The following is a 25,961-nucleotide window of genomic DNA, read 5'->3' as shown; positions in this document are numbered from 1 at the left end:
CACTGACCATCTCGGAAGCCCCGCACCGTTCCGGTGTGGGGCTTCCGTCGTTCCGGGCGCTGAGTGGGGTGCTTGCGCCGGTCAGGAGGCCCGTCCTGCGTCAGCGGGGCTCGCCGCGTCGGGCGATGGTGCGGACCATGACCTCGAGGGCGTAGTGCGCGTCGCGCGAACCGCCCTTCACCGCGGTGTCCGCCTCGGCGATGCTGATGATGGCGTTCGCCAGGCCGGACTCGCTCCACCCCGCGACGTCGCGCTGCGCACGCTGTACCTGCCACGGTGCCAGCCCGAGCGCGGAGGCGGCCTGTCCGCTCGACCCGCGGAACGCGCTGACCTTGGCCATCGTGCGGATCTTGCTGGCGAAGGCGGCGACGATCGGCACCGGGGCCTCGCCGGTCGCGAGGGCGTGTCGGAGTTCGACGATCGCCGGCGCGGACCGACCCGCGAGCGCGATGTCGGCGACCTTGAACGCGTTGGTCTCGACGCGGCCGCCGTAGTACTTGTCGACGACCTTGTCCGTGATCTCCTGGGCTTCGTCCGCCAGGAGCTGCCGGCACGCCGCCGCCAGCTCGGCGAGGTCGTCGGCGAAGGCGGCCACCAGCGTCCGGACCGCCGAGGGAGCGATCCTGCGCCGCGCGGCGCGGAACTCGGCGTTCACGAAGTCGATGCGGTCGGTCTCGCGCTTGAGTTCGTCGCACTGCACTTCGATCCCGCCGCCCACACCGCTGCGGATCGTGTCGAGCAGCTTCTTGCCGCGGACGCCACCACCGTGCCGCAGGACGAGGGTGACGTCGTCGGCCGGGGCGCCGAGGTACGAGATGGTCTCGGTGATGAAGGCGTCGGTGCACTTCTCGACGTTGGTGACGCGGACCATGCGTGGTTCGCCGAACAGGGACGGACTGGCGAGGGTCGCCAGCAGACCCGGCGCGTACTGGTCGGCTTCGAGGTCGTGGACCTCGAGCGCGGGGTCTTCGCCGAGGAGCAGGTCACGCAGCATGCCGGTCGAGCGCTCCGCCAGGAACGTCTCGGGGCCGGTCACGAGGACGACGGGCGCGGGACGGATGCCCGACCACGGGACCTGGTCGATCTTCGCGGCGGCTCGAACGGGCTTCTTGGCGGGCATGCGGTCCTTCCGGTGGTGCGGCTGCCGAGTCTACGGGTCGACCCCGACACGGCCCGCGCCGACGTCGACGGGACGACGTGCCCCGACGCGGCCGATCCTGACGGAACGGCAGCGGTGGCATCCTGTCGCTCGGTCCAGACCTCGGGGCCATCGGCACCGCGCCGGACGACGATCGTGCCCTGCCGGTCGGTCCGGAAGGGCGTCGTCCCCGCTGCGGTGAGCATGTCCAGCGCCCGGGAGGTCGGATGCCCGTAGGTGTTGTCCGCACCCACGCCGATGAGCCCGACCGGCGCCGCGAGCTGTCGGTAGAGTCCCGGGTCCTGGTCCGACGAGCCGTGGTGCGACACCTTGACGACGTCGACGGGTCCCGGTTCGACCGCGTCGCGCAACCGCCGCTGCGCGCGCTCGTCGAGGTCCCCGAGGAGGGTCGCCTGCACGCACGTCCCGCAGGGCTGCGCGACCGAGGTCGTGACGACGATGCTCGCCGCGTTGCCACTGGTCGTGTCGCCTGCCCGCGGCCAGAGGACCCGCCATGCCAGGGCGCCGAGGGTCCCAGCGGTGTGGTCGTCGGCCCGCCGGACGTCGACCCCGGCGCCGACCAGGGCACGCACGACGGCGTGGTCAGCGGGGCGCCCGGATGGGCCGACGAGTGCGACCTCGGAGATCCCGGCGACGGTGTCCACGGCTCCGACGTGGTCCCGGTCGAAGTGCGTCAGGACGAGCAGGTCGACGTGGTGGACGCCGAGCAGGTCGAGGCAGCGCTGGAGCCGGACCGGGTCGTCCCCGACGTCCACGAGCGCGGTCGAGTCACCACTGCGCAGGAGCGTCGCATCACCCTGTCCGACGTCGCACGCCGCGACGCTCCAGCCCGTCGGCAACCCGGCGCGGACGAGCAGTGTCGGCACCGAGGTCGACGCGACACCGATCACCACGACGACCGCTGCCACGAGCAGCACACGCGACCGGATCGCCGCGGGGGCGAGGACGGCGACGACGACCGCGGCGCTGACCACGACGGCCGCGGCGACACCGACCACGCCGAGCGGCCAGGGCACCGACGCGAACGGCAGCACCGCGGCCCCGCGGGCAACGGCCCCGATGGCGGCTGCCGGGACCCAGGCGATGCCCGCGATGACGGTCGCACCCCACGGCCACACCGGTGCCAGGAGACAGGAACCGAGGCCGAGGACCGTGACCACGGGCGCGAGCGGCTCGGTGAGCAGGTTCGCCGGCACCGCGTACGTGGGCAGGGCGGGGGCGAGCGGGATCGTCAGCGGCCAGCATGCGACCTGCGCTGCGATCGGCACGGCGAGGGCAGCAGCCACCGGGGTCCAGCACCGTCGGCCGAGCAGCGCGGTCAGCGGCGGGGCCAGGACGACGATCCCGCTGGTCGCCAGCACGGACAGCCCGAACGCGAACGAGCGCGCGGACCACGGGTCGACGACGAGCATGCCGACGGCTGCGAGACCGATGAGCGGGACGCCGCGGACCGGTCTGCCGACCAGGTGCACGACGAGCGCGACGATCGCCATCACGGTCGCCCGGACGATCGAGGGGTCCGGGCGGACCAGGACGACGAACCCCAGCAACAGCACGACCGCGCACGCCGCGCGCGTGACCCGCCCGAGGCCGAGCGCGCGACCCGACAGCACCGCCAGGGCGACGACGACGGCGCAGTTCGAGCCCGACACCGCGGTCAGGTGCGTCAGGGCGCTGGTCTCCATCGCCGACGCGGTCGTCGGGTCGAGACCACTGCGGTCCCCGATCGCGAGACCGCGCAGGAGTGCGCCGCCCGGCTGCGGCAACCGGGAGGTCACGGCGGCGAAGGACGCCCGGAGGTCGTTCGTCACCCCGAGGAGCCCCGACGCGTCCGTGACCGCGCTCGGAGTCCGCAGGAACAGCACGAACGCGGTCGACGACCCCGGCTCGTCGGGCTCGATCTGCGCGGGCCCCGACAGTGTGGCACCGGCGCCGAGTGTGTGGTGCCGCTGGTCGTCGCGCGACGGGACGACCAGCACCGGCACGTCGAGTCCCGCGGACTCGCCGACGGAGCGGAGCGTGCCGAGCACCGACCGGTCAGCCGCGGCGAGGTCCCGGTCGAGGACGACGAGGACCGGAACGGCACCGGCCGGCGGAGGACTGATGGCCGCGGGCCGCCGGCGAGCGTCCCCCACCGCCACGGCGACCGCCACCAGGCCGACCAGCAGTCCGGTCGTCACGAGCAGGGCGGCCGTCACCCGGAACACGGACCCCACGGGTGCCACGGGTGCCACGGGTGCCACGGGTGCCACGGGCATCCGATCGGCCGTGCGACCGTGGGCCGCACCGCGGACGACGGTGACCACGAGCGCGACCGCCGCCACCGCACCGCTGACCGCACCCACCCGCCAGGCTGCCTGCGGGACCCCGACGAGGACCGCTGCCGCGACCCACACGACCGCTGCAGGGACGGCGATCCGGAGGTCCGACCGGTCCGGTGCGACGTTCACACCCGCACCCGGTCCTCGAGCTCGGCGAAACGAGCGTCACCGATGCCGTTCACCTCGAGCAGGTCCTGCACCGATGCGAAACGGCCGTGCTCCTGACGCCATGCCAGGATGCGCTGCGCGAGCGCCGGGCCGATGCCCGGCAGTGTCTCGAGTGCGGTCTGGTCAGCGGCGTTCAGGTCGATGACGTCGCCCGGCCCACCACCGGCACCGGGAGCCGACGCACCGCCCGCGCCCGGAGCCGACCCACCGGCACCGGTACCGGCACCAGCACCGCTGCCCCCGTCCACGGTCGCCGGGATCTCGGTCTCCCCCGTCCGCGGCACGTACAGGCGTTCCCCGTCGACCACCGCGCGCGCCAGGTTGACCCGAGCGAGATCAGCGTCCGGACCGGCCCCGCCCGCCGCGTCGAGGGCGTCCGCGACCCGGCTGCCACCGGGCAGCGTGACCAGACCCGCGCGCCCGACGGCGCCGACCACGTGCACGACGACGGGTGCCGGCGACGCCGAGGGGGCCGGGGAACCGGACCCGGCGCCGGGCTCGGTCGTGGGAGGAGCCGTCGGCGCGGCGGAGACCCCCGCGGCGCCCGACACGGACACCGTGCCCGCAGCGCCGCTCCCCCGTGCACCGAGCACGACGACCACCAGGGCGACCGCGACGACGACGGCCGCCAGGATGACCGCCGCACGCGGCGAGAGGGTGAACCGGGACATGTCGGGAACGCTAGGGAGCCCGACCGTCAGACCGGGCTCCTCGACGTGCGACTGTGGAGCGCCAGGAACACGCTCGACATGTGGAGGAGCGGCGCTACCCCTTGATGGCGATGTTCACGAGCTTCGGCGCCCGCACGATGACCTTCACGACCTCGCGCTCACCGATGTACCGTTGCACGTTCGCCGACGACCGCGCGAGCTGCTCGAGCTCGTCCGCCTCGATCGACTTCGACACCTCGAACGAGTCGCGCACCTTGCCGTTGACCTGCACGACGGCGGTCAGGGTCTCCTGCACGAGCAGCGTCGGGTCGGCCTTGCGCCACCCGTGCGTCGCGACGGTGGTGTCGTGGCCCAGCTGCTCCCACATCTCCTCGCCGGTGTACGGCGCGAACACGCTGAGCCCGAGCGCGATGGTCTCGGTCGCCTCGCGCACGGCGGGGTCCGCGGCGCCGGGGCCGCTGTCGATCGCCTTGCGGGTCACGTTCACCAGGTCCATCAGCCGCGCGATCACGACGTTGAACTTGAAGGACTCCATCAGTCCGGGCGCGTCTGCCAGGAACCGGTGGGTGACCTGGCGGACGGCGCGGTCCCCGTCGGCCCACACGGCGTCCGGCGACGAGGTGACGTCGGTCGCCAGGCGGTAGGCGCGGGCGAGGAAACGCGCCGAGGCCGCCGGCGAGACGTCCTCCCAGTTGATGTCGTCCTCGGGCGGACCGGCGAAGCCCATCACCAGGCGGATGGCGTCGACCCCGTGCGCGTCGAGCTCGTCGCCGAGCGAGACGCCGCCCTTCGACTTCGACATCTTCGAGCCGCCGGACAGCACCATGCCCTGGTTGAGCAGCGCCGAGAACGGCTCGGTGAAGTCGAGGTAGCCCAGGTCGAACAGCACCTTCGTCACGAAGCGCGCGTACAGCAGGTGCAGGATCGCGTGCTCGACGCCGCCGATGTACTGGTCGACCGGTGCCCACTTGCGGGCGAGCTCGGGGTCGAAGGCCTGCGTGTCGTCGTTCGCGGACAGGAACCGCAGGAAGTACCACGACGAGTCGACGAACGTGTCCATCGTGTCGGTGTCACGGAGCGCAGGGGTGCCGTCGACCGGGTTCGGCACGTTGACCCACTCGGTGGCGCCACCGAGCGGCGACGTCCCCTTCGGCTTGAGGTCGAGCCCCTCGGTGGACGGCAGGCGGACCGGCAGCTGGTCGAACGGCACCGGGTGCTCGGTGCCGTCCTCGCCGTGGATGATCGGGATCGGGGTGCCCCAGAACCGCTGGCGCGAGATCAGCCAGTCGCGCAGGCGGTAGGTCTTGGCCGCGCGACCGGTGCCACGCTCGTCGAGGAGCCTGATCGCCGCGGTGATCGCGTGCTGCTTCGACATGCCGTCGAGCGGGCCGGAGTTGATCATCCGCCCCTGGCCGGTCAACGCCTGGCCCGTCGATGCCGGGTCGAGCGTCGGCACGTCGAAGTCGTCGAGCGTCGCGCCCTCGGGGATCACCGGGATCGCGCCGGTCACCGGCTGGTTCGTGTCGACGACGACACGCACCGGCAGGTCGAAGGTGCGGGCGAAGTCGAGGTCCCGCTGGTCGTGCGCGGGCACCGCCATGACGGCGCCGTGACCGTAGTCGGCGAGCACGTAGTCGGCAGCCCAGATCGGCAGGCGCTCACCCGTCAGCGGGTGGACCGCGAACCGGTCGAGCGGGACGCCGGTCTTCGGGCGGTCCGCGTTCTGCCGGTCGATCTCGGAGGTCTTCTGCGTCGCCACGAGGTAGTCCGAGAACGCGGTGCGCACCGACTCGTCGGCGGACTCGACGAGCTCCGCCGCCAGGTCGGAGTCCGGCGCCACGACCAGGAACGTCACGCCGTGGATGGTGTCCGGACGCGTGGTGAACACCGTCACGGGCTCGTCGCGCCCCTCGATGACGAAGTCGACGTCCGCGCCGACCGAACGACCGATCCAGTTGCGCTGCATCGCGATGACCTTCGACGGCCACCGTCCCTCGAGCTGGTTGAGGTCGTCGAGCAGGCGGTCGGCGTACTTCGTGATGCCGAAGTACCACTGCGTCAGCTTCTTCTTGACGACCACGGCGCCGGAGCGGTCCGAGGTGCCGTCGGGCAGGACCTGCTCGTTCGCCAGCACGGTCTGGTCCACCGGGTCCCAGTTGACCCAGCTGTCCTTCCGGTACGCCAGGCCCTTCTCGTACATCTTCAGGAACAGCCACTGGTTCCACTTGTAGTACTCGGGGTCCGAGGTGTGGATCTCGGTCGACCAGTCGAACGACGGCGCGTACCGCTTGAACGACGCCTTCTGCTGCGCGATGTTGGCGTAGGTCCAGGCCCCGGGGTCGACCCCGCGCTTGATCGCCGCGTTCTCGGCGGGCAGCCCGAACGAGTCCCAGCCGATCGGGTGCAGCACGTTGAAGCCCTGCTGCCGCCAGTACCGCGCCACGAAGTCGCCGAGCGCCCAGTTCTCGGCGTGGCCCATGTGCAGGTCGCCGGACGGGTACGGGAACATCTCCAGGATGTACTTCCGGGGACGGCGGTCGTCGTGGTCGGTGGTGAAGAGCCCGAGCTCTTCCCAGCGGCCCTGCCACTTGTCCTGGATACGACGGAAGTCGTAGGCGTTCGGGTCCTCGACGTGCTGCTCGGTGGTCACGGAACTCTCAATCGGTCTGGAGGCGCGGTGCAGGTCCGCAAGACATGCGCCGGTCCCCAAGGGTACAAGCCCGGAGCACCCGGCACGGACGGCGGGCTCACCCGACCAGGCGGCCGTCCCGCATCCGCAGGGTCCTCGTGACGAGCTCCGGCGGCACCGGCACGTGCGACACGACGACCACGGTGCGCCCTGCGCCACGGGCCGTCCCGACCAGGTCCCGCAGCACCCGGTCCCCGAGGTCCGGGTCGATGCCCGCCGTGGGTTCGTCGAGCACCAGCACGGGGAACTCGTGCAGCAGCGCCCGGGCGAGTGCCAGGCGGTGCGCCTGACCGCCGGACGCCAGGACGCCGCGCTCGCCCACCCCGGCGTCGAGTCCACCGCGGCGGGACACCCAGTCACCGAGCCCGACGCGGTCGAGCACTGCGAAGAGCTCGTCGTCCGACGCGGACTCGCGCGCGAACAGCAGGTTCTGCCGGACGGACTGGTCGAAGACGAACGGGTCCTGCTCGATGAGCCCGATCCGCGCACGGACGGCGTCGGGGTGCATCGACCGGGCCTCGACCCCGTCGAGCGTGTAGCTGCCCTCGTGGTCGACGAAGCGCACCAGTGCCTGCGCCAGCGTGGACTTGCCCGCGCCGCTCGGACCCGCGACCACCACGACCTCGCCGGGGTGCAGGTCGAAGGAGACGTCCCGGACCGCGGAGGTCGCCGACCCGGGCCAGCGGACGTGCATCCCCCGCACCGCGACGGACACCGGACCGTGCACCACGAGCGACGCCGGTGACGCGGGCTCGTCCGGCTCGGCGACGAGTCCATCAGGCAGCGTCGCCGGGACGACCTGCTCGACCCGCTCGGCCGCCGCGCGCACACGGCGCAGGGTGAGGACCGCGATCGGCACCGTGCCGACGACCTCGAACAGCGCCAGGGGGACGAACACCGCCAGCGCCCACAACGGTCCGTCGAGCGCCCCGGACACGACCTGCGGTGCACCGACGGCGAGGATCCCGACGACCGCACCGCCACCGGCCAGGCCGACGAGGGCGCCCACGAGGGACTCGACCGCTCCGCGTCGCCGGACCGCTCGGGTCACCCGTCGGTCCAGGTCCTCGACCTGGCGGAGGCGCTCGTCGAGCGTGCCGTACGCGGCGAACACGTCGAGCAGCCGGACCGTGTCGAGCACCAGGTCGGCGACACGCCCACGGTCGGCCGCGGTCGCCTGGTCGCTCGAGCGGGCGATCGACGCCGTCACGACCGAACCGACGAGCGCCGCCACGACCAGCGCCACGAGCAGGACGAGCGCCGCCGGTGGTGACACGACCGCCACCGCGACGACGGACAGCACGGCGGTCGTGCCGGCGGACACAAGCGGCCCGACGACCCGGATCGGCAGGTCCTGCAGCCGGTCGATGTCCGTGACGAGCCGCGTCAGCAGGTCGCCCCGTCCAGCGCTGCCGAGTCCGGCAGGAGCGACCGACGCGAGCCGCCGGTACATCGCCGTCCGGACCACCGCCAGCTGCCGGAAGGACGCGTCGTGCCCGGCAAGCCGGTCCAGGTAACGAAGCGCGGCCCGGCCGAGCGCGAACGCGCGCACCCCGACCATCACCAGCGTCAGGTACAGGATCGGCGGGTGCTCCGCTGCACGGGTGATCAGGTACCCGCTCGCGGCCAACAGCGCCACGGCGCACAGCGCACTCAGCGCGCCGGCCGCGACCGCGCGTCCCCACCCGGCCCCCGTCGGCGTCGCAAGTCGCAGGACGGAGCCGGACCGGGCCTCCCGTTCGGTGGTGCTCATGCGTGCGCTCCGGTGACGGCCGCGTCGACGGCGACACGGATGTCGGCCGCGGCGACCACCGCGGGTCGGTGGCTCGCGACGACGACGACGACGCCCCGGTCCGCCAGGCGGCGGACGGCGGTCAGCACGGTCGCCTCGGCCTCGGCGTCGAGTGCGGAGGTCGGCTCGTCGAGCACGACGAGCGCCGTGTCTGCCTGCGCGGCCCGGTACAGGGCACGGGCCACGGCGACGCGCTGCGCCTGGCCTCCGGACAGGCCGGTGCCACCGGAGCCGACCTGGAGGTCCGGGTCGAGTCCCAGCCCCACCGCACCGAGCGCAGAACGCACCGCGACGTCGTCGGGGGTCGCGCTGAGCGCGACGTTCTCCGCGACCGTCCCGCGCAGCAGGCGGGGCCGCTGGTCGGCCCACGCGATCCGGTCGGCCCGGGTCGACCCGGCCGGCCCCGGCACGGTGACCCCGCCCTCGTGTGGCAGGACCCCGCGGATCGCGGCGATCAGGCTGGACTTGCCGGATCCGCTCGCCCCGGTCAGCACGACGACCGACCCGCGTGGTGCCTCGAGGTCGACGGGACCGATGCGCACGTCGTCGCGACGGACCGTCACGCCGCGCAGGACGAGCGCGTCGGCGCCGGCCGCACCGACGGTGGCGGTCGGCGCCGCACCGACGGTGGCGGTCGGCGCCGCACCGACGGTGGCGGTCGGGGCCGCATCGTCGGTGGCGGTCGGCGCCGCATCGTCGGCGTCGAGGACGTCGAGCACCGCGCCGGCGGCCTCTGCGCCGTCCTGGGCCGCGTGGAAGTCGGCACCCACCTGCCGGATCGGGGCGAAGGCCTCGGGAGCGAGCACCAGGACGAACATCGCCGCGCCCAGGCCCATCGATCCGTCGACGAGCCGGATGCCGATCGTGACCGCGACGAGTGCGACCGACAGGCTGGCGGCGAGCTCGAGCGCGAAGCCGCTGACGAACGACAGGCGCAGGACCCCGAGCGTGCCGCGCCGGTACTCGTCGGTGACCGTGCCGATGCGGCCGACCTGTCGCCGTGCGCGTCCGAAGACCTTGAGGGTGGCCAGTCCCTCGACGGCCTCGGTCCAGGCGCTGCCGAGCCGTGCGAGCGCGTCGGCCTGACCCCGCTGCAGCGCCTGGGTGGCCAGCCCGATCAGGACCATGAACACGGGGATCACCGGCAGGGCGCACAGGACGATGAGTGCGCTGGTGCGGTCGCTCAGGCCGATCGCGACCAGCAGCACGGGCGTCGCGACGGCGGTCAGTGCCAGCTGCGGCAGGAACCGGCCGAAGTAGGCGTCCAGGGCGTCGAGCCCGGGGCCGAGCGTGGTCGCGAAGCCGGCGCTCGATCGCCCGGCCAACCAGGCGGGGCCGCGTTCGGCGGCCCGCGCCAGGACCGTCGTCCGGAGCTCGCTCTTGACCGACGCAGCTGCACGGGCGGCCAGGTCGTCCGTCGCCCACGCCGCGACCGCCCGCACGGCGAAGGCCGCGCCGAGCAGCGCGAGGGTGGCGGGGAACCGCTCGGGGACCACGCCCCGGTCGACGGCGTCGATCACCTGGGTCACCGCGGCCGCGACGGCCCAGGCGATGCCGATCGTCGCCACCGTCCGGACCAGTCCGGTCGTGGCGGCGGCCACGACGAAGCCGCGCGCGGACCGCGACAGGCGGAGCAGACGCGGGTCGAGCGGTTTCATGGCGTGCCTTCCCGGGGTCGGTGGCTCAGTGAGCAGCGGCGGTCACGTGTGCACGGGAGACCCGCTTGCGGAAGACCCAGTAGGTCCACGCCTGGTAGGCGAACACGAGCGGCACGAAGACCAACGCCACCCAGCTCATCACCGTCAGCGTGTAGGTGCCGCTGCTCGCGTTCGTCACCGTCAGGCTGTTCGCGGGGTCGACCGAGTCGGGCATCACGTTCGGGAAGACCGCCGTGAACATCGCCAGCACGACCGCGGCGATCGTGACGGCCATCAGGGTGAAGGCCCGGCCTTCACGGCCCCAGGCGTTGCAGAGCACGGCCAGCACGAGCGCCAGGGCGGCGACGACCGACAGCACGAGCGACGTCGGCGTCGCGCGGACGAACGCCATCGCGACCAGGAACACCGCAGCGACGACGATCGTCACGACGCCGGCGCGGGTGGCCAGGCGCTTCGCCCGGATGCGGATGTCGCCCTCGGTCTTGAGCGCGATGAACACGACGCCGTGGGTGAAGAACACCAGCAGCGTGGCGACGCCGGTGAGCAGCGCGAAGGGGTTGAGCAGGTCGAACACCGTGCCGGTGAAGTTGTGTCCGGCGTCCATCGGGATGCCCCGCACGACGTTGCCGAACGCGACGCCCCACAGGAACGAGGGCACGGCACTGCCGACGATGATCATGAGGTCGAAGCGGCGCTTCCACGACAGCTGCTTGTCCTGGTGTCGGTACTCGAACGACACCCCGCGGGCGATGAGCGCGGCCAGGATGAGCAGCAGCGCCAGGTAGAACCCGGAGAACATGGTGGCGTACCACTCCGGGAACGCCGCGAACAAGCACGCACCGGCCACGATGACCCACGTCTCGTTGAGGTCCCAGACGGGTCCGATCGTGTTGATCATCACGCGGCGGTCCGTGTCGTCGCGACCGAGGAAGGGCAGCGCCATGCCGACGCCGAAGTCGAAGCCGTCCAGGACGAAGTAGCCGACGAAGAACAGCGCGACGATCGCGAACCAGAGCACGGGCAGGTCCATCTCAGTACACCGTCACTTCGTGCTTGACCTCGCCGGTCGCTTCGTCGACCTCGGCGGGCGCCGCCGGTCCTTCTTGGGCCACCTTCTTGATGAGCCGGAACTCGACCACCGCCAGGGTGCCGTAGATGAGCGTGAACACCACGAGCGAGATGAGTACCTCGAGCCCGGTGACGTTCGGGGAGACGCCGTCGGCGGTCTTCAGCAGACCGAACACGAGCCACGGCTGGCGGCCCATCTCGGTGAAGACCCAGCCGACGATCATCGCGGCCATCGGCAGCGGGACGGCCCACGTCGCGATCCGCCACACCCAGCGTTGCGTCGGGAACCGGCCCTTGCGGGTCAGCCAGAGCCCGGCGAGCGACACCATCACGGCGCCCACGCCCAGGGCGATCATCCAGCGGAACGACCAGTAGGTGACCCAGATCACCGGCTTGTAGTCCCCCGGGCCGTAGACCTGGCTGTACTCGGCCTGCAGGTTGTTGATGCCCTCGACAGTGCCGCTGAACGTGTGCGTCGACAGGAACGACAGCAGGTACGGGACGCGGATCGAGAACAGTTCGTGCACGCCGTCCGGGGTGCCGAGCGTGAAGATCGAGAACGAGGCGTCCTTGCCGGTTGCCGTGTTGTACAGGGCTTCGGCTGCCGCCATCTTCATCGGCTGCGTGTCGACCATGGTGAGTCCGAGCTGGTCGCCCGTCAGCACGGTGAGCGCTCCGGCCGCGACCATCAACCACAGGCCGAACTTCAGCGCGGGCATCATCGTCTCGAGGTTCTGGTTGCGCGCCAGGTGCCAGGCGGCGACCGAGATGATCACGCCGGCCGCCACCATGAAGCAGGCGAAGAGCGTGTGCGGGAAGGCCGCCAGCGCGACCTTGTTCGTCAGCACTGCCCAGATGTCCGTCAGCTCGGCGCGGCCCTTGGCCTGGTTGATCTCGTACCCGACGGGGTGCTGCATGAACGCGTTCGCCGCGATGATGAAGTACGCCGACATGATCGTCCCCGCGCTGACGCACCACATGCTCGCCAGGTGCAGGCCCTTCGGCAGGCGGTCCCACCCGAAGATCCAGATGCCGATGAACGCCGCCTCGAAGAAGAAGGCCAGGATGCCCTCGAGCGCGAGCGGTGCGCCGAACACGTCGCCGACGAACCGGGAGTAGTTCGACCAGTTCATCCCGAACTGGAACTCCTGCACGATGCCGGTGACGACGCCCATCGCGAAGTTGATGAGGAAGATGCGGCCGAAGAACCGCGTGAGCTGCAGGTAGTGGGCCCGGCCCGTGCGGTACCACGCCGTCTGGAACACGGCGACGACGACGGCCATCCCGATGGTGAGCGGGACGAAGAGGAAGTGGTAGATCGTCGTCAGGCCGAACTGCCAGCGCGACAGGATCAGGGGATCGAGGAGGTCGTTCATGCGGCTGTTCCGCTCGGGGTCGCCGCGCGCAGGTGGTGCACGTCAGTTGCTTCCTGTAGGAGGGGCACTTCGTTCTCGTCGCGTCCTCGGGACACTGCAACGGTACCGAGTGGAGACCTGCTCCTACAAGTTGTAGAAGCCGCTCGTGCACGAATGTGCAACCTGCCTGCACGGCACAACCGTGCGGAAACCCTGTGCCCCCACGAACGACGACAGGTGCCGGGCGTTCGCCCGACACCTGTCGTTGTACTACCGGTTCGCAGTGCTTACAGCAGACCCTTGTCAGTCAGGAACTCCTTGGCGATGGTGGACGCCTTCTCCTTGTCCGCGGTGCTCTTCGAGTTGAGCTCGATGAGCGCGTCGGTCGTCAGGACCTTGCTGACCTTGTCGATGTCGGCAGCGGCCTTGTCGCTGACCTTGCTCGACACGACGGGCGTGACGTTCTGCGGCAGGATGAGGTTCTTCGGGTCCTTGAGGGACACGAAGTCGTTCGCCTTGATGCTCGGGTCCGCGCTGTAGATGTCGGCGAGCTGGACGGTGCCGTCCTTGAGCGCCTTGACGGTCAGGGCCCCGCCGGAGTCCTCGATGGCCGTGAAGCCGACGTCGACGCCGTACTCGGACTTCAGGCCCTCGGGACCGTACGGTCGGGTCTGGAACTCGGAGTTCGCGCCGACGGTCAGCTTGTCGCTGACCTTCGACAGGTCGGACAGGCTCGTGACGTCGTTCTTCTCGGAGAACTCCTTGGTCACGGTGTAGCTGTCCTGGTCCGTGGCCTCGGCCGCGTCGAGTGCCCGGAGGCCCTTCGGCAGTGCGTCCTTGAGGCCGGCGGAGATCTCCGACGCGGTCTTCGCGGTCGAGTTCTTGTCGTAGTACTGCAGCAGGTTGCCGCTGTACTCGGGCATGACGTCGATGGCGCCCTTCTGCAGCTGCGGGAGGTAGACCTCGCGCTGGCCGATGTTGAAGTTGCGCTTCACGCTGAAGCCGTCCTTCTCGAGGACCTGGGAGTAGAGCTCGGCGATGATCTCGTTCGAGTAGTACTGCTGTGAGCCGACGACGATCGTCTTCGAGTCGGACGAGGCGCTGGAACCGCTGTCGAGCGGGTTGCTGGACGCGCAGCCCGACAACGCGGCGACGACGCCCGCGGCCAGCGCAACGGCGATGCCGGCGCGGATCTTGGGTGCTGTGATCACGAGGGATTTCCTTCCGGGATGGGATTGCGGGCTCGCTCGCGCGATCCCTGGCGTCCCCCCGCGGTGCGACCGGAGACGCCCGCGGGCACCACCGCTCGCTGGAGCAGGGAGAAGACGATCTCGAACGCGATCGCGAGTGCGATCACGAGGACTGAAGCGCCGAGCATCTCGGCGTAGTCCTGGGTCTTGAGCCCCAGGAAGACGTAGCCACCGAGGCCGCCGGCCCCGACGTACGCGGCGAGGGTGGCGGTGGCCACGACCTGCAGCACGGCGGCTCGGATGCCACCGATCAGCAGCGGCAGGCCGAGCGGGACCTCGACCTTGGCCAGGATCTGCCACCCGGTCATGCCCTGCGCCCGGGCTGCGTCCACGGTCACCGGGTCGACGGACTCGATGCCCGAGTAGGCACCGGCCAGCACCGACGGGATCGCGAGGATCACGAGCGCCAGCAGCGGCGCCTGCAGCCCCACGCCGAGCAGCAGGCCGAACAGGGTCAGGACGCCGAGTGTCGGCAGGGCGCGGATGCCCCCGGACAGCGCGATCGCGACACCACGGGCGCGCCCGGTGTGCCCGATCAACCAGCCGAGCGGCACGGCGATCAGCGACGCGATGACCACCGCGAGCAGCGAGATCCAGATGTGTTCCCACAGCCGCGTCGGGATGGCGTTGTAGCCGCCGTAGTTGGCGGGGTCGAACACCCACGCGAAGGCCTGTCCGATGATCACGAGGTCACCTCTGCAGCCTGCAGCACCCGGCGCGCCTGACGCTTGGACACAGTGGACTTCCGGGTCCAGGGCATCACGAGCCGACCGAGCAGCACGAGCAGTCCGTCGAGCGCGAACGCCAGGACCAGGACCATCACGATGCCGGTCACGATCTCCTCGGTGATGCCGCGACCGATGCCGTCGGTGAACAGCGAGCCGAGGCTCTGGATGCCGAGCACGGCACCGACGGTCGTGAGCGAGATGGTCGACACCGCGACGACGCGCAGCCCCGCCAACAGCACCGGGCCGGCGAGCGGGAGGTCGACGCGGAAGAACCGCTGCGCTCCCGAGTAGCCCATCGCCGTGGCGGCCGAGACCGTCGGGCCGTCGATCGACTCGAGGCCGTCGACGGTCGACCGCACCATCAGCGCCAGGCCGTAGAGCGTCAGGCCGATGACGACGTTGACGGGGTCCTGCAGACCGGTGCCCAGGATGCTCGGCAGCGCGATGAACAGCGGGAGCGAGGGGATCGCGTAGAGCAGACCCGCGACCGTGACGATGCCGCCGCCGACGCCGCGAGTGACTCGCCGACCGCCGGCGCGACGGAGCCGGACGACGAGCCACCCGATCGGGATCGACAGCAGGAAGCTGATGACGATCGGCGGGATCGCGATCACCAGGTGTGCGACGACGTCGTCCCAGATCGTGTCGACGTTCGCCAGCACCCAGTTCACTCGGTGCTCCCACCCTGCGCCGGAGCACCCGCTGCGTCGTGGGACGCAACAGCCTCAGTCGTGGCGGACGGGGCACCCTACACTGCTGCCGCGGCGTCCACCACCGCCACGGGACCGGTCAGGACTCCGGCAGCACGACCGTCGCCGTCGACGACGATCGGGCCGGTGGGGGTCTGCTCGATGCGCAGGGCACGACGGCCCCGGCCCGCACCGATGAAGTTCGCGACGAAGTCGTCAGCCGGTTCGGAGAGGATCTCCGCCGGCGTGCCGAGCTGGGCGATCTCGCCGCCCTTCTTGAGGATGACGACCTGGTCGCCGAGCTTGAAGGCCTCGTCGATGTCGTGCGTGACGAACACGACCGTCTTGCCGAGCTCACGCTGCAGGCGGATGAGCTCGTCCTGCAGGTCGTTGCGGACCAGCGGGTCGACGGCGCCGAAGGGCTCGTCCATCAGCAGGACGTTCGGGTCGACGGCCAGGCCGCGCGCGACGCCGACGCGCTGCTGCTGCCCGCCGGACAGCTGCGACGGGTACCGGTCCGCGAAGGCCCGGTCGAGACCGACGGTGTCCATCAGTTCGAGGGCCCGCGACCGGGCCTCGGACTTCGACACACCCGTCAGCAACGGGACCGTGGCGATGTTGTCCACGACCTTGCGGTGCGGCAGCAGCCCCGAGCTCTGCATCACGTAGCCGATGCTGCGACGGAGCTTGACGGGGTCGCCGTCGGCGACGTCCTTGCCGTCGATGGAGACCGAGCCCGAGGAGGGGTCGACCATCCGGTTGATCATGCGGAGCAACGTCGTCTTGCCACAGCCGCTGGACCCGACGAAGACCGTCGTGGTGCGGGATGGGATGACGAGGTCGAACCGCTCGACGGCGTTGGTGCCGTCCGGGTACGTCTTGCGCACCGAGCGGAATTCGATCATGGGTGGGTGCCCTTCTGATGGGAGGTAGCCCGACTCCGAGTGAGAGTACCCGTCAGGACCGACAGTGGTCGCACCGCGTGTCGAATCGTGACGTGTCGCGGACAGCGGGACACCCGCCGGAACACGTCAGGAGGCTGCGACGACCTTCTCGAGGTAGCCCCGGCTCATCGTGCGGTAGGCCTCGATGAGCGCGGTGTCCGGGTGCTCGCGGTCGCGGTGCGCACGGGCGAGCAGCGCGTGGGACGACTCGGCCAGGACCACCCACGCACGCGAGACCGCTTCGTTGTCGGGCATGCCGAACCGTTCCCGCAGGATCGTGCCGACGGTGCCGCCGAGCGCCGCCATGCGGTCGTCGTCGTCACCGACGCCCGAGTCGGCCGGGTCACCGAAGCGGATCGCGCGGAACCCCGGCTCGGTCCGGTACATCTCGCTCGTCATGTCGATGAGGGCGTCGCAGGCTTCCTGCCAGGTCGTCGCCCCGCTGGTCTCGAGCGCCTCGACGAAGCGGGCCGCCAGACGCTGCGTGCTGCGGATCGCGAGGGCCTCGACCACGGCGATGCGGTCCGGGAAGTACCGGTAGACCGTGCCGATGGACGCCCCGGCGCGCTCGGCGACCATGGCGGTCGTGAGCCGCTCGAACCCGATCTCGTCGATGACGGCCGCTGCCGCGTCGAGGAGTCCGGCGAGGCGTGCCGAACTGCGGGCTTGGACCGGCTCGTTCCTGAGCAGTGATGATCCCCCCGGCAGTGCGTTCGAAACCTCGGTGACGAGCACGTGTTCTCCTTCTCGCAGCGAGCGCGGACTGATTGTGTGACGGGGCAACTCTCCCAGAGCCCGGCTGGAACATCGCTGCGATTCGTCGAGTGTCGACACCGGATCGTGGACAACCGGCGTCCGCACCGTGGGATGATGGCCCGATGCCCGACCCGACGTCCCACGAACCGTCGTTGGCCGAGCCCATCCTGCACCGAGCCGCCCGCATCGAGGACGCCGTGCAGGAGTTCCGTGAACAGCGTGCCCGCCGCCGCGGACAGGTCCCGACCGTCATCCCCTACACCGGGTACGGCGCGCCGGGGTGGATCCGCGTGCTGTGCCGGGTGCTCCTCACGCGGCGCGGCCTGGCGTCCGACGTGTCCTACGAGGGCGTCCGCGGGTGGAAGTCCTTCACGAGCGTCGCGGTCGACCACGCCGAGGTGACGGTCACCGCGGGCGGGACCTCGCACACCGTGCAGTCCGACCGGGGCGGCGTCGTCGACACGATCGTGCCGATCGACCTCGAGCCCGGGTGGCACACCGTCCGGCTGTCCGCGGGCGGGCAGCGTGACGTCGAGGCCGAGGTCTTCATCGTCCACCCCGACACGCGCTTCGGGCTGCTGTCCGACATCGACGACACCGTCATGGTGACCGCGCTCCCCCGGCCCCTGCTCGCCGCGTGGAACTCCTTCGTCGTCACCGAGCACGCCCGCCGCCCGGTGCCGGGCATGTCCGTCCTGTACGAGCGCGTCCTCGCGCAGCACCCCGGCGCCCCGACCGTCTACCTGTCCACCGGGGCGTGGAACGTCGCGCCGACGCTGCAGCGCTTCCTGACGCGCAACATGTACCCGTCCGGCACGCTCCTGCTGACCGACTGGGGCCCCACCCACGACCGGTTCTTCCGCAGCGGGCAGATGCACAAGCACGAGAACCTCCGGCGCCTGGCACGCGACTTCCCCGACGTGCAGTGGCTGCTGGTCGGCGACGACGGGCAGCACGACGAGACCCTGTACGGCGACTTCGTCCGCGAGCACCCCGGCAACGTCGCCGGCGTGGCGATCCGGCAGCTGTCGACGAGTGAAGCAGTGCTCGCCGGTGGTCGGTCGCGCGCCCAGGAGCGATCGCGGGACTCCAGCGCGCCGTGGGTCTACGCCCCGGACGGTGCCGGCCTGTGGACCGAACTCGGCCGGATCGGGCTCGCCGACCTCGGCGACCAGCCCGACAGCTGACGCTCCGTACCCTGAGCCGACCTTCAGCCGATCCCTCCGGCAGCCGGTGGAACATCGGCGGTCGGTGGTTCGATCGGTGCATGCCCCAGCGAATCGAAGACCACGCGATCATCGGCGACTGCTACTCGGCGGCGCTCGTCGACCGCGCCGGCACCATCGACTGGGCGTGCCTGCCGCGCTTCGACAGTCCGTCGACGTTCGCGGCACTCCTGGGTGACGAGCACGACGGTCACTGGACCCTCCGTCCGACCGACGCAGAAGCACGTGCCGAGCGCCACTACGCCCCGGACTCCCTGGTCCTGCGCACCGTCTGGACCACCGCGACCGGCGTCGTCGAGGTCACGGAGTTCATGCCCATCGACGCGCACCGTGCCAGCATCGTCCGCCGGGTCCGCGGTCTGCGTGGATCGGTCGACCTGCGCCAGACGCTGCGCATCCGGTTCGACTACGCCCGGGCCCTGCCCTGGGTCCGACAGGTCGGCGACGACGACGGTCCCGCCCTGCTCGCCACGGCCGGTCCCGACTCCGTCCTGGTGCGTGGCTCCCGCTTCCACGCGGACGACCACCGGCACGTCGCCGACGCGACCGTGCACGACGGCGACGTCATCGACACCGTGCTCACCTGGTACCCGTCGCACCGCGAGCCGCCGGAGCCGCTCGACGTGGACCAGGCGCTCACCCGGACCATCGACTGGTGGCACGACTGGAGCGGCAAGACCCAGGTGGAGGGGCCGTACGCCGACGCGACCCGGCAGTCGCTGCTGTTCCTGCGGGCGATGACGCATGCCGAGACCGGCGGGGTGGTCGCCGCGGTCACCACGAGCCTGCCCGAGGACCCGGGTGGCGAGCGGAACTGGGACTACCGGTACGTCTGGCTCCGTGACGCGTCGCTCGCCCTGGCGTCGCTGATCGCGCACGGGTACCAGGACGAGGCCAAGCACTGGCGCCGCTGGCTGCTGCGCGCGATCGCCGGCGACCCGGCCGACGTCCAGATCATGTACGGCATCGCCGGCGAGCGAGAGCTCCCCGAGCGCGAGCTCGACGAACTGCCCGGCTACCTCGGGTCCAAGCCGGTCCGGATCGGCAACGGCGCGTACACGCAGTACCAGGGCGACGTGTTCGGCGAGGTCCTGGCGGCCCTGCACGACGCGCGCGAGCTGGGGCTCGAGGAGAACGCGGACTCGTGGGCACTGCAGCGCGCCCTCCTCGGCTACGTCGAGCAGCACTGGAAGGAACCGGACAACGGCATCTGGGAGATGCGCGGGCCGCGACGCAGCTTCACGCACTCGCGCGCGATGATCTGGGCGGCGTTCGACCGCGGCGTCGCCGCGGTCGAGGAGTTCGGACTCGAGGGCCCGGTCGACCGGTGGCGCCAGCTCCGTGACGCCGTGCGCGCGGAGATCGACGAGCACGGGTGGAACGCCGAGCGTGGCGCTTTCCGCCAGCACTACGACACCGACGAGGTCGACGCCAGCCTGCTCGTGCTCCCCCAGATCGGCTACTGCAAGGCGGACGACCCACGCATGCTCGGCACGGTCGCCGCGATCGAGCACGACCTCCGGGTCGGCGACGACGGACTGATCCTGCGGTACCGCACCTCGTCGGGGTTCGACGGCCTGCGCGGCAGCGAGCACCCGTTCCTGGCCTGCTCGTTCTGGCTCGTCGAGCAGTACGCGGCCTCGGGGCGCATCGAGGACGCGGAACGGCTCATGGACGTGCTCGTCGGTGCTGCGAACGACGTCGGCATGCTCTCCGAGGAGATCGACGTCGCCACCGGGCACCACATCGGGAACACCCCGCAGGCACTCTCGCACCTGACCCTGGTGTCGGCGTCGGACGCGATCAACCGGGCTCGGGGCAAGGCGGCCGGCCACCGCACCCGGGTGTCGCAGCGTGACGGCTCCACCCGGTCCGTGACCGGCGAGGGCGAGCAGGCCGGCACGCCCGCCTGATCCGTCACCGCCGTCGGTCTCCCACCGCAGACGGACGGGAGGCCCGGTGCCAGCTGGCACCGGGCCTCCCGTCCGTGTCGTGGTCAGTTCGTCAGGACGACGACTCCCAGTCTGCGGGACCGCGCGAACCGGCGCGGTACTCCTCGAGCGGGACCTCGTCGGCCTTCCAGGCGGCGACGACCGGCTCGACGATCTCCCAGCAGCGCTCCGCGACGTCGCCACGGATCGACAGCAGCGGGTCGTCGTGGAAGATGCCGTTCAGGACCTCGCCGTAGGGCGTCAGTTCGCCGTCGCTGAACGAGGACGACAGCGTGACCTGCCCCATCTCGAAGGGGTTGCCACCGCCGTTCGCCGACACGGTGAGCTCGATCTCGTCCGGGTTCAGCACGATGCGCAGCGTGTCCGCCTTGGGCCGACCGCTCAGCCCGGAGGGCAGGCGCGTGACGGGCTTGAAGGTGATGAGGACTTCCTTGCGGCTCGCGCCGAGGGCCTTGCCCGATCGCAGCGTGAAGGGGACACCCTTCCAGCGCGCGGTGTCGACCTCGACCGAGATCTCGGCGAGGGTCTCGGTCTCGCGCGACTTGTCGACGCCGTCCTCGTCTTGGTACGACGGCAGGTCCTTGCCGTCGATCGTGCCGGCCGTGTAGACGGCACGGCGCGACGCGACCTTGGGGTCGTCGCCCTTGAGCTGGGTCGACCGGAGCGCGCGGGCCAGGGACGAACGGAACTCGACGGCGTCGATCTCCGCGGGAGCGTCCATCGTCACGATGCCGAGGATCTGCAGCAGGTGCGACTGGATCATGTCGACCATCGCGCCGGCCTCGTCGTAGTACTGGGCGCGGTTCTCGAGACCGAGGGTCTCGTCGTAGAAGATGTCGACCTTCTCGATGTTCTCGGCGTTCCAGATGGGCTCGAACAGGCGGTTCGCGAAGCGCAGACCGATGATGTTGAGCACCGTGGTGCGACCGAGGAAGTGGTCGGTGCGGTGGACGCGGTCCTCGGGGACCAGCTTGAGCACCGTTTCGTTGAGGGCCTTCGCGCTCGCGACGTCGGTGCCGAACGGCTTCTCGAACGCCAGGGTCGTGCCTTCGGGGAGCTCGACCTCCTGCAGCGCCTCGCAGATGTCGGACGCGATCTGCGGCGGCAGCGCGAAGTACAGGATCGGCTCGTTGTCGGCCGCGTCGAGGAGCGCCTTCAGGTGCTTCGGGTCGGTCGGGTCGCCCTGGATGAACGCCGTCGACTCCAGGGTCGCGTCGACCTCAGGGCCCTTGACGTCCTGTGTCGCGAAGGACTTCGTGACGACGTCCTGCCACTGCTCGGGGGAACGCTCACTGCGCCCGGTCCCGATCAGCTGGACGGGGACGGCCCGGCCGCTCTGCAGGAACGTGCCGAGGCCCGGCAGGAGCAGGCGGGAGGCGAGGTCGCCCGTTGCGCCGAAGATGATGAGGGTGCGCTTGTCGGTCACCTGAGGTGACTCCTTTCGCGAGGTTGTGGGGGTCCGTGTGGCACAAGCCGGGCGCGGACCGGTTGATTCCCCCGGAGGGCGATGTCGACGGACGGGGTCGTCCGTCGTGCTCGCCCGGTCGGGGACGTCGTCCGGACGCAGTTCGGGCGGCACCGGAAGTGGTGCCGCCCGAAGTGCGTCAGGTGCGGGTCAGTGCCCGAAGTTGCCGCGGTAGTACTCGAAGACCCAGCCGACCAGGGTGATCGCCACGAAGGCGAGCCCGAACGGGACGATCCACAGACCGGCTGCGACACCGAGGAAGGTCAACGCCGTGGCGCCGGCCAGCAGGATCGGCCACCACGACCACGGGCTGAAGTGCCCGAGCTCGGCGTCGCCGTCCTCGATGTTGGCGTCCTGCCGGTCCTCGGGCAGGTCACCGCCCTGGGCGGAGAGCACCCGCCCGAGGTAGAAGGCGATGAACGCGGACATGATGCCGACGAGACCGATGCCGACCGTGCCAACGGGCTCGGGCTTGCCGTAGTAGAGGATCGCCCAGATCGTGTAGGCGGCGTCCGCGAGGATGAAGAACCCGAAGAGGATCCAGAACAGGTTGACGTTGGCGCGCATCGCCTTACTTCACCTCGCCCTTCGCGGCGTCGTAGGTCGGGGCATCCGGGGCGTCCTTCGCGGGACCCACACCCACCGGGACACCGGCCTCGGGGTGGTTCAGGTCGAAGGCCGGGGACTCAGAACGGATGCGCGGGATCGACGTGAAGTTGTGCCGCGGCGGCGGGCAGGAGGTCGCCCACTCGAGCGAGCGACCGTAGCCCCACGGGTCGTTCACGGCGACCTTCGGCGCGTTCCGTGCGGTGACGTAGACGTTGAAGATGAACGGCAGGAACGAGATGCCGAGGATCATCGCACCGATGGTCGACAGCTGGTTCATCCACGTGAACCCGTCGTTCGGCAGGTAGGTCGCGTAGCGACGCGGCATGCCGATGACGCCCAGCCAGTGCTGGATCAGGAACGTGGTGTGGAAGCCGATGAACAGCAGCCAGAAGTGGATCTTGCCGAGCCGCTCGTTGAGCATGCGTCCGGTCCACTTCGGCCACCAGAAGTAGAAGCCGGAGAACATCGCGAACACGACGGTGCCGAAGACCACGTAGTGGAAGTGCGCCACGACGAAGTACGAGTCGGACACGTGGAAGTCGAGCGGCGGCGACGCCAGGATGACGCCGGTCAGACCACCGAAGGTGAAGGTGATCAGGAAGCCGATGGCCCACAGGATCGGGGTCTCGAAGGTGACCGAACCGCGCCACATCGTGCCGACCCAGTTGAAGATCTTCACGCCGGTCGGGACCGCGATGAGCATCGTCATGAGCGAGAACCACGGCAGCAGCACCGAACCGGTGACGTACATGTGGTGCGCCCACACCGTGACCGACAGGGCCGCGATGGAGATGGTCGCGTAGACCAGGGTCTTGTACCCGAAGATCGGCTTGCGGCTGAAGACCGGGAAGACCTCGGAGACGATGCCGAAGAACGGCAGCGCGATGATGTAGACCTCTGGGTGCCCGAAGAACCAGAAGAGGTGCTGCCAGAGCAGCGCTCCGCCGTTCGCCGGGTTGAAGATCTGCGCGTCGAACACGCGGTCGAGGCCGAGGCCGAACAGCGCGGCGGCGAGCACGGGGAACGCCATGAGCACGAGCAGCGACGTCACGAGGGTGTTCCACGTGAAGATCGACATGCGGAACATGGTCATGCCGGGGGCACGCATCGTGATGATCGTCGTGATGAAGTTCACCGCGCCGAGGATCGTCGAGAAGCCGGTGAGGCCGAGGCCGAACACCCACAACGTGCCGCCGAGCCCTGGTGTGAACGTCGTGTCACTGAGTGGCGCGTACGCGAACCACCCGAACGACGCCGCACCCTGCGGGGTGAGGAAGCCACCGACGGCGATCAGCGCGCCGAAGAAGTAGAGCCAGAACGCGAAGCCGTTCAGTCGCGGGAAGGCGACGTCGGGCGCACCGATCTGCAGCGGCATGATCGCGTTCGCGAAGCCCGAGAACAGCGGCGTCGCGAAGAGCAGCAGCATGATCGTGCCGTGCATCGTGAACAGCTGGTTGTACTGCTCCTTCGTCGCGACGACCTGCAGGCCAGGCTCGAAGAGCTGCGCACGGATCACGAGTGCCATGACGCCCGCGAGCAGGAAGTACAGGAACGACGTGATCAGGTACATGTACCCGATGGTCTTGTGGTCCGTGGAGGTGATCCACCGGACGATGATGTTGCCCTTCCGACCGACCTTGGACGCCTGGAAGTCCGGCGTCGCGGTCGCTGTCGGTTGGCCGACGAATGACGTTGTCATCTGGCGAGCCCCTACTTGTCGTCCGACGCCGTGACGGGCGCCTTGTTGTCAGGCTGGTTCGTGTTGGTGTTGTACTCGTTGCCGAGCAGGCCCACCTTGCCCTGGTCCTTGAGGGTGTCGAGGTACGCCTGGTACTTGGCGGGCGACACGACCTTGACCTGGAAGAGCATCAGGGAGTGGTACTCGCCGCAGAGCTCGGCGCACTTGCCCTGGTAGGTGCCTTCCTTCTGCGGGATGAAGTACTCGTAGTTCGTCTTGCCGGGGAGCATGTCCTTCTTGTAGAGGAAGTCGATGACCCAGAAGGAGTGGTCCACGTCGCGCGAGTCCAGCTCGATCTTGACCTTCTTGCCGACCGGCAGGTACAGCGTCGGCAGCTGCGACTCGTCGATCGCCCCGTTGCCGTTCTCTTCTTCCTGGGCCTGGATGCCCTGGTAGTAGACGCTCTCGGAAGGGTTGTTCTGGTCGATGTAGTTGAAGTCCCACGCCCAGCGCTTGCCGTAGACGTGCACCGTGGTGTCGGGCTGCGCGAACGGCTTCTCGATGGCGGCCTGGTCCTTCGCGGTGAAGGCGAAGAAGCCCAGCACCAGGATGAGCGGCACGATCGTGTAGAAGATCTCGAGCGGCATGTTGTAGCGCATCTGCACGGGCAGGCCGGTCTGGCCCTTCCGGCGGCGGTACACGATCGCGGCCCAGATGATCAGGCCCCACACGATGAGACCGACGGCCAGCAGCACGATCCAGCTGGTGGTCCACAGGCCGACGACGCGGCTCGTGTGGTTCGTGACGTCCTTCGTCTCCTCGGTACCGGGGAGCCATCCGTTCAGCTGCTGCTGCGAGCAGCCCGCCAGTGCGATGACCAGACCGACGGCCACCGGGACGGCCGCCCAACGTATACGGCGATTCGAACGCACTGTTACCTCTCGGAAAGACTGAAGCTGCGGGCTCAGCTCGTCGGAGACCGACGGCGGACCACCGAGGTGTTCCATGGCTGGCTCCCAGCTTGGGTGGGACACTCCTAGCCTACTCGCAGCCGGTGACGCTCAGTGCACACGCGACACACCTGGGGGCGCGATCGGCGCAGGTGCTGGAGCCCTTTTCCCTGGTCACCTCGGACTCGGTGCGGTCGGTGGACGATCGAACGCGAAACGCGGACGGGGAGCGACCTGTCGGTCACTCCCCGTCCGCGTCGGTCCGCAGATCGCGGTGGGATCAGTGGAAGCTGTCACCGCACGCGCAGCTGCCCTGGGCGTTCGGGTTGTCGATGGTGAAGCCCTGCTTCTGGATCGTGTCCTCGAAGTCGATCGTGGCGCCGTCGAGGTAGGGCACGCTCATCTTGTCGACGACCACCTCGACACCGTCGAACGCGGCAGTCGTGTCACCGTCGAGCAGCCGCTCGTCGAAGTACAGCTGGTAGATCAGACCCGAGCAGCCGCCGGGCTGGACGGCGAGGCGCAGACGCAGGTCGTCGCGGCCCTCTTGCTCGAGGAGGCTGGCGACCTTGCCCGCGGCGGCGCCACTGAGCTGCACGCCGTGCGTGGCCGTGTCGTCCGTGGCGGTCGTGTCGATCGCGGTGGCTTCGCTCGTGATGGTGTCGCTCATCGCGCGTCTCCCTCCGGGCGGTGCAGATCACCGCGCCTCCCCCGATTGTAAGCACCGCCCCCGACGGTCCGCACCATGTGGCGCCGCCCTGTGGAGAAGCAGTGCCGGAGCGGGACTGGGCACGAGTCGGACGGGAGGCCCGTGGCGGAGCCGACCCGGGCCT

20 protein-coding genes are annotated in these 25,961 nt (G+C 70.2%); 2 read left to right on the top strand and 18 right to left on the bottom strand.

What is annotated here, in order from left to right; translation table 11 throughout:
- Positions 1–100 precede the first annotated feature (100 nt).
- From holA to DEJ13_RS06990, 13 genes are all read right to left on the bottom strand, one after another.
- Complete coding sequence (gene holA, locus DEJ13_RS07050) at positions 101–1,120, bottom strand: DNA polymerase III subunit delta (RefSeq protein WP_111106786.1); 1,020 nt, start codon at positions 1,118–1,120, stop codon at positions 101–103.
- Entirely contained in the window at positions 1,033–3,609 is a 2,577-nt protein-coding gene (locus DEJ13_RS07045) for a ComEC/Rec2 family competence protein (protein WP_111106785.1), read from the bottom strand. Before DEJ13_RS07045 ends, holA begins: the two co-directional genes overlap by 88 nt.
- Positions 3,606–4,319 carry a ComEA family DNA-binding protein gene (locus tag DEJ13_RS07040; RefSeq protein WP_111106784.1) on the bottom strand — a complete coding sequence of 238 codons (714 nt, stop codon included), beginning with the start codon at positions 4,317–4,319 and terminating at the stop codon, positions 3,606–3,608. Before DEJ13_RS07040 ends, DEJ13_RS07045 begins: the two co-directional genes overlap by 4 nt.
- Positions 4,320–4,413: 94 nt before the next feature.
- Entirely contained in the window at positions 4,414–6,969 is a 2,556-nt protein-coding gene (gene leuS / locus DEJ13_RS07035; protein ID WP_056125403.1) for a leucine--tRNA ligase, read from the bottom strand.
- A gap of 97 nt (positions 6,970–7,066) precedes the next feature.
- Positions 7,067–8,761, bottom strand: a complete 1,695-nt coding sequence (cydC, locus tag DEJ13_RS07030) for a thiol reductant ABC exporter subunit CydC (RefSeq protein ID WP_111106783.1) — start codon at positions 8,759–8,761, stop codon at positions 7,067–7,069.
- Complete coding sequence (cydD, locus tag DEJ13_RS07025; RefSeq protein WP_111106782.1) at positions 8,758–10,458, bottom strand: thiol reductant ABC exporter subunit CydD; 1,701 nt, start codon at positions 10,456–10,458, stop codon at positions 8,758–8,760. Before cydD ends, cydC begins: the two co-directional genes overlap by 4 nt.
- Before the next feature lie 25 nt (positions 10,459–10,483).
- Complete coding sequence (cydB, locus tag DEJ13_RS07020) at positions 10,484–11,488, bottom strand: cytochrome d ubiquinol oxidase subunit II (protein WP_111106781.1); 1,005 nt, start codon at positions 11,486–11,488, stop codon at positions 10,484–10,486.
- A 1-nt stretch (position 11,489) separates the two neighbouring features.
- Entirely contained in the window at positions 11,490–12,902 is a 1,413-nt protein-coding gene (locus DEJ13_RS07015; protein ID WP_111106780.1) for a cytochrome ubiquinol oxidase subunit I, read from the bottom strand.
- A gap of 266 nt (positions 12,903–13,168) precedes the next feature.
- Positions 13,169–14,092 (bottom strand): ABC transporter substrate-binding protein, encoded by a 924-nt coding sequence (locus DEJ13_RS07010; RefSeq protein WP_056125407.1) that lies wholly within the window; start codon positions 14,090–14,092, stop codon positions 13,169–13,171.
- Positions 14,089–14,817: an ABC transporter permease gene (locus DEJ13_RS07005; RefSeq protein ID WP_056125408.1), complete on the bottom strand. Its 729-nt coding sequence runs from the start codon at positions 14,815–14,817 to the stop codon at positions 14,089–14,091. Before DEJ13_RS07005 ends, DEJ13_RS07010 begins: the two co-directional genes overlap by 4 nt.
- Positions 14,814–15,530 (bottom strand): ABC transporter permease, encoded by a 717-nt coding sequence (locus tag DEJ13_RS07000; protein WP_056125411.1) that lies wholly within the window; start codon positions 15,528–15,530, stop codon positions 14,814–14,816. Before DEJ13_RS07000 ends, DEJ13_RS07005 begins: the two co-directional genes overlap by 4 nt.
- Before the next feature lie 77 nt (positions 15,531–15,607).
- A complete protein-coding gene (locus tag DEJ13_RS06995; RefSeq protein ID WP_111106779.1) occupies positions 15,608–16,453 on the bottom strand; it encodes an ABC transporter ATP-binding protein in 846 nt (281 codons plus the stop codon).
- Between the two features lie 126 nt (positions 16,454–16,579).
- A complete protein-coding gene (locus tag DEJ13_RS06990; RefSeq protein ID WP_056125415.1) occupies positions 16,580–17,227 on the bottom strand; it encodes a TetR/AcrR family transcriptional regulator in 648 nt (215 codons plus the stop codon).
- A 143-nt stretch (positions 17,228–17,370) separates the two neighbouring features.
- Between DEJ13_RS06990 and DEJ13_RS06985 the strand changes: the two genes are divergently transcribed.
- Both DEJ13_RS06985 and DEJ13_RS06980 read left to right on the top strand, forming a co-directional pair.
- On the top strand, positions 17,371–18,435 hold the full coding sequence (locus DEJ13_RS06985) for an App1 family protein phosphatidate phosphatase (protein ID WP_056125417.1): 1,065 nt from the start codon (positions 17,371–17,373) through the stop codon (positions 18,433–18,435).
- Between the two features lie 53 nt (positions 18,436–18,488).
- The gene (locus DEJ13_RS06980) at positions 18,489–20,387 is read left to right on the top strand and encodes a glycoside hydrolase family 15 protein (RefSeq protein ID WP_258374081.1); all 1,899 of its coding nucleotides are present in this window, start codon (positions 18,489–18,491) and stop codon (positions 20,385–20,387) included.
- A gap of 91 nt (positions 20,388–20,478) precedes the next feature.
- Here DEJ13_RS06980 and DEJ13_RS06975 read toward each other — a convergent pair whose 3' ends face one another.
- From DEJ13_RS06975 to DEJ13_RS06955, 5 genes are all read right to left on the bottom strand, one after another.
- Positions 20,479–21,852, bottom strand: coding sequence for a glucose-6-phosphate dehydrogenase (locus DEJ13_RS06975; protein ID WP_111106776.1), 1,374 nt, complete (start codon positions 21,850–21,852; stop codon positions 20,479–20,481).
- A 189-nt stretch (positions 21,853–22,041) separates the two neighbouring features.
- Entirely contained in the window at positions 22,042–22,458 is a 417-nt protein-coding gene (locus tag DEJ13_RS06970; protein WP_056125422.1) for a cytochrome c oxidase subunit 4, read from the bottom strand.
- A gap of 4 nt (positions 22,459–22,462) precedes the next feature.
- Positions 22,463–24,199 carry an aa3-type cytochrome oxidase subunit I gene (gene ctaD / locus DEJ13_RS06965; RefSeq protein ID WP_056125424.1) on the bottom strand — a complete coding sequence of 579 codons (1,737 nt, stop codon included), beginning with the start codon at positions 24,197–24,199 and terminating at the stop codon, positions 22,463–22,465.
- An 11-nt stretch (positions 24,200–24,210) separates the two neighbouring features.
- On the bottom strand, positions 24,211–25,110 hold the full coding sequence (gene ctaC, locus DEJ13_RS06960; protein WP_056125425.1) for an aa3-type cytochrome oxidase subunit II: 900 nt from the start codon (positions 25,108–25,110) through the stop codon (positions 24,211–24,213).
- Positions 25,111–25,408: 298 nt separating this feature from the next.
- Positions 25,409–25,798 carry a HesB/IscA family protein gene (locus DEJ13_RS06955; protein WP_056125427.1) on the bottom strand — a complete coding sequence of 130 codons (390 nt, stop codon included), beginning with the start codon at positions 25,796–25,798 and terminating at the stop codon, positions 25,409–25,411.
- Between the last annotated feature and the right edge of the window lie 163 nt (positions 25,799–25,961).

Source organism: Curtobacterium sp. MCLR17_007 (genome assembly GCF_003234655.2).
Lineage (GTDB): Bacteria > Actinomycetota > Actinomycetes > Actinomycetales > Microbacteriaceae > Curtobacterium.
This window is presented reverse-complemented; position numbering and strand designations above follow the sequence as displayed.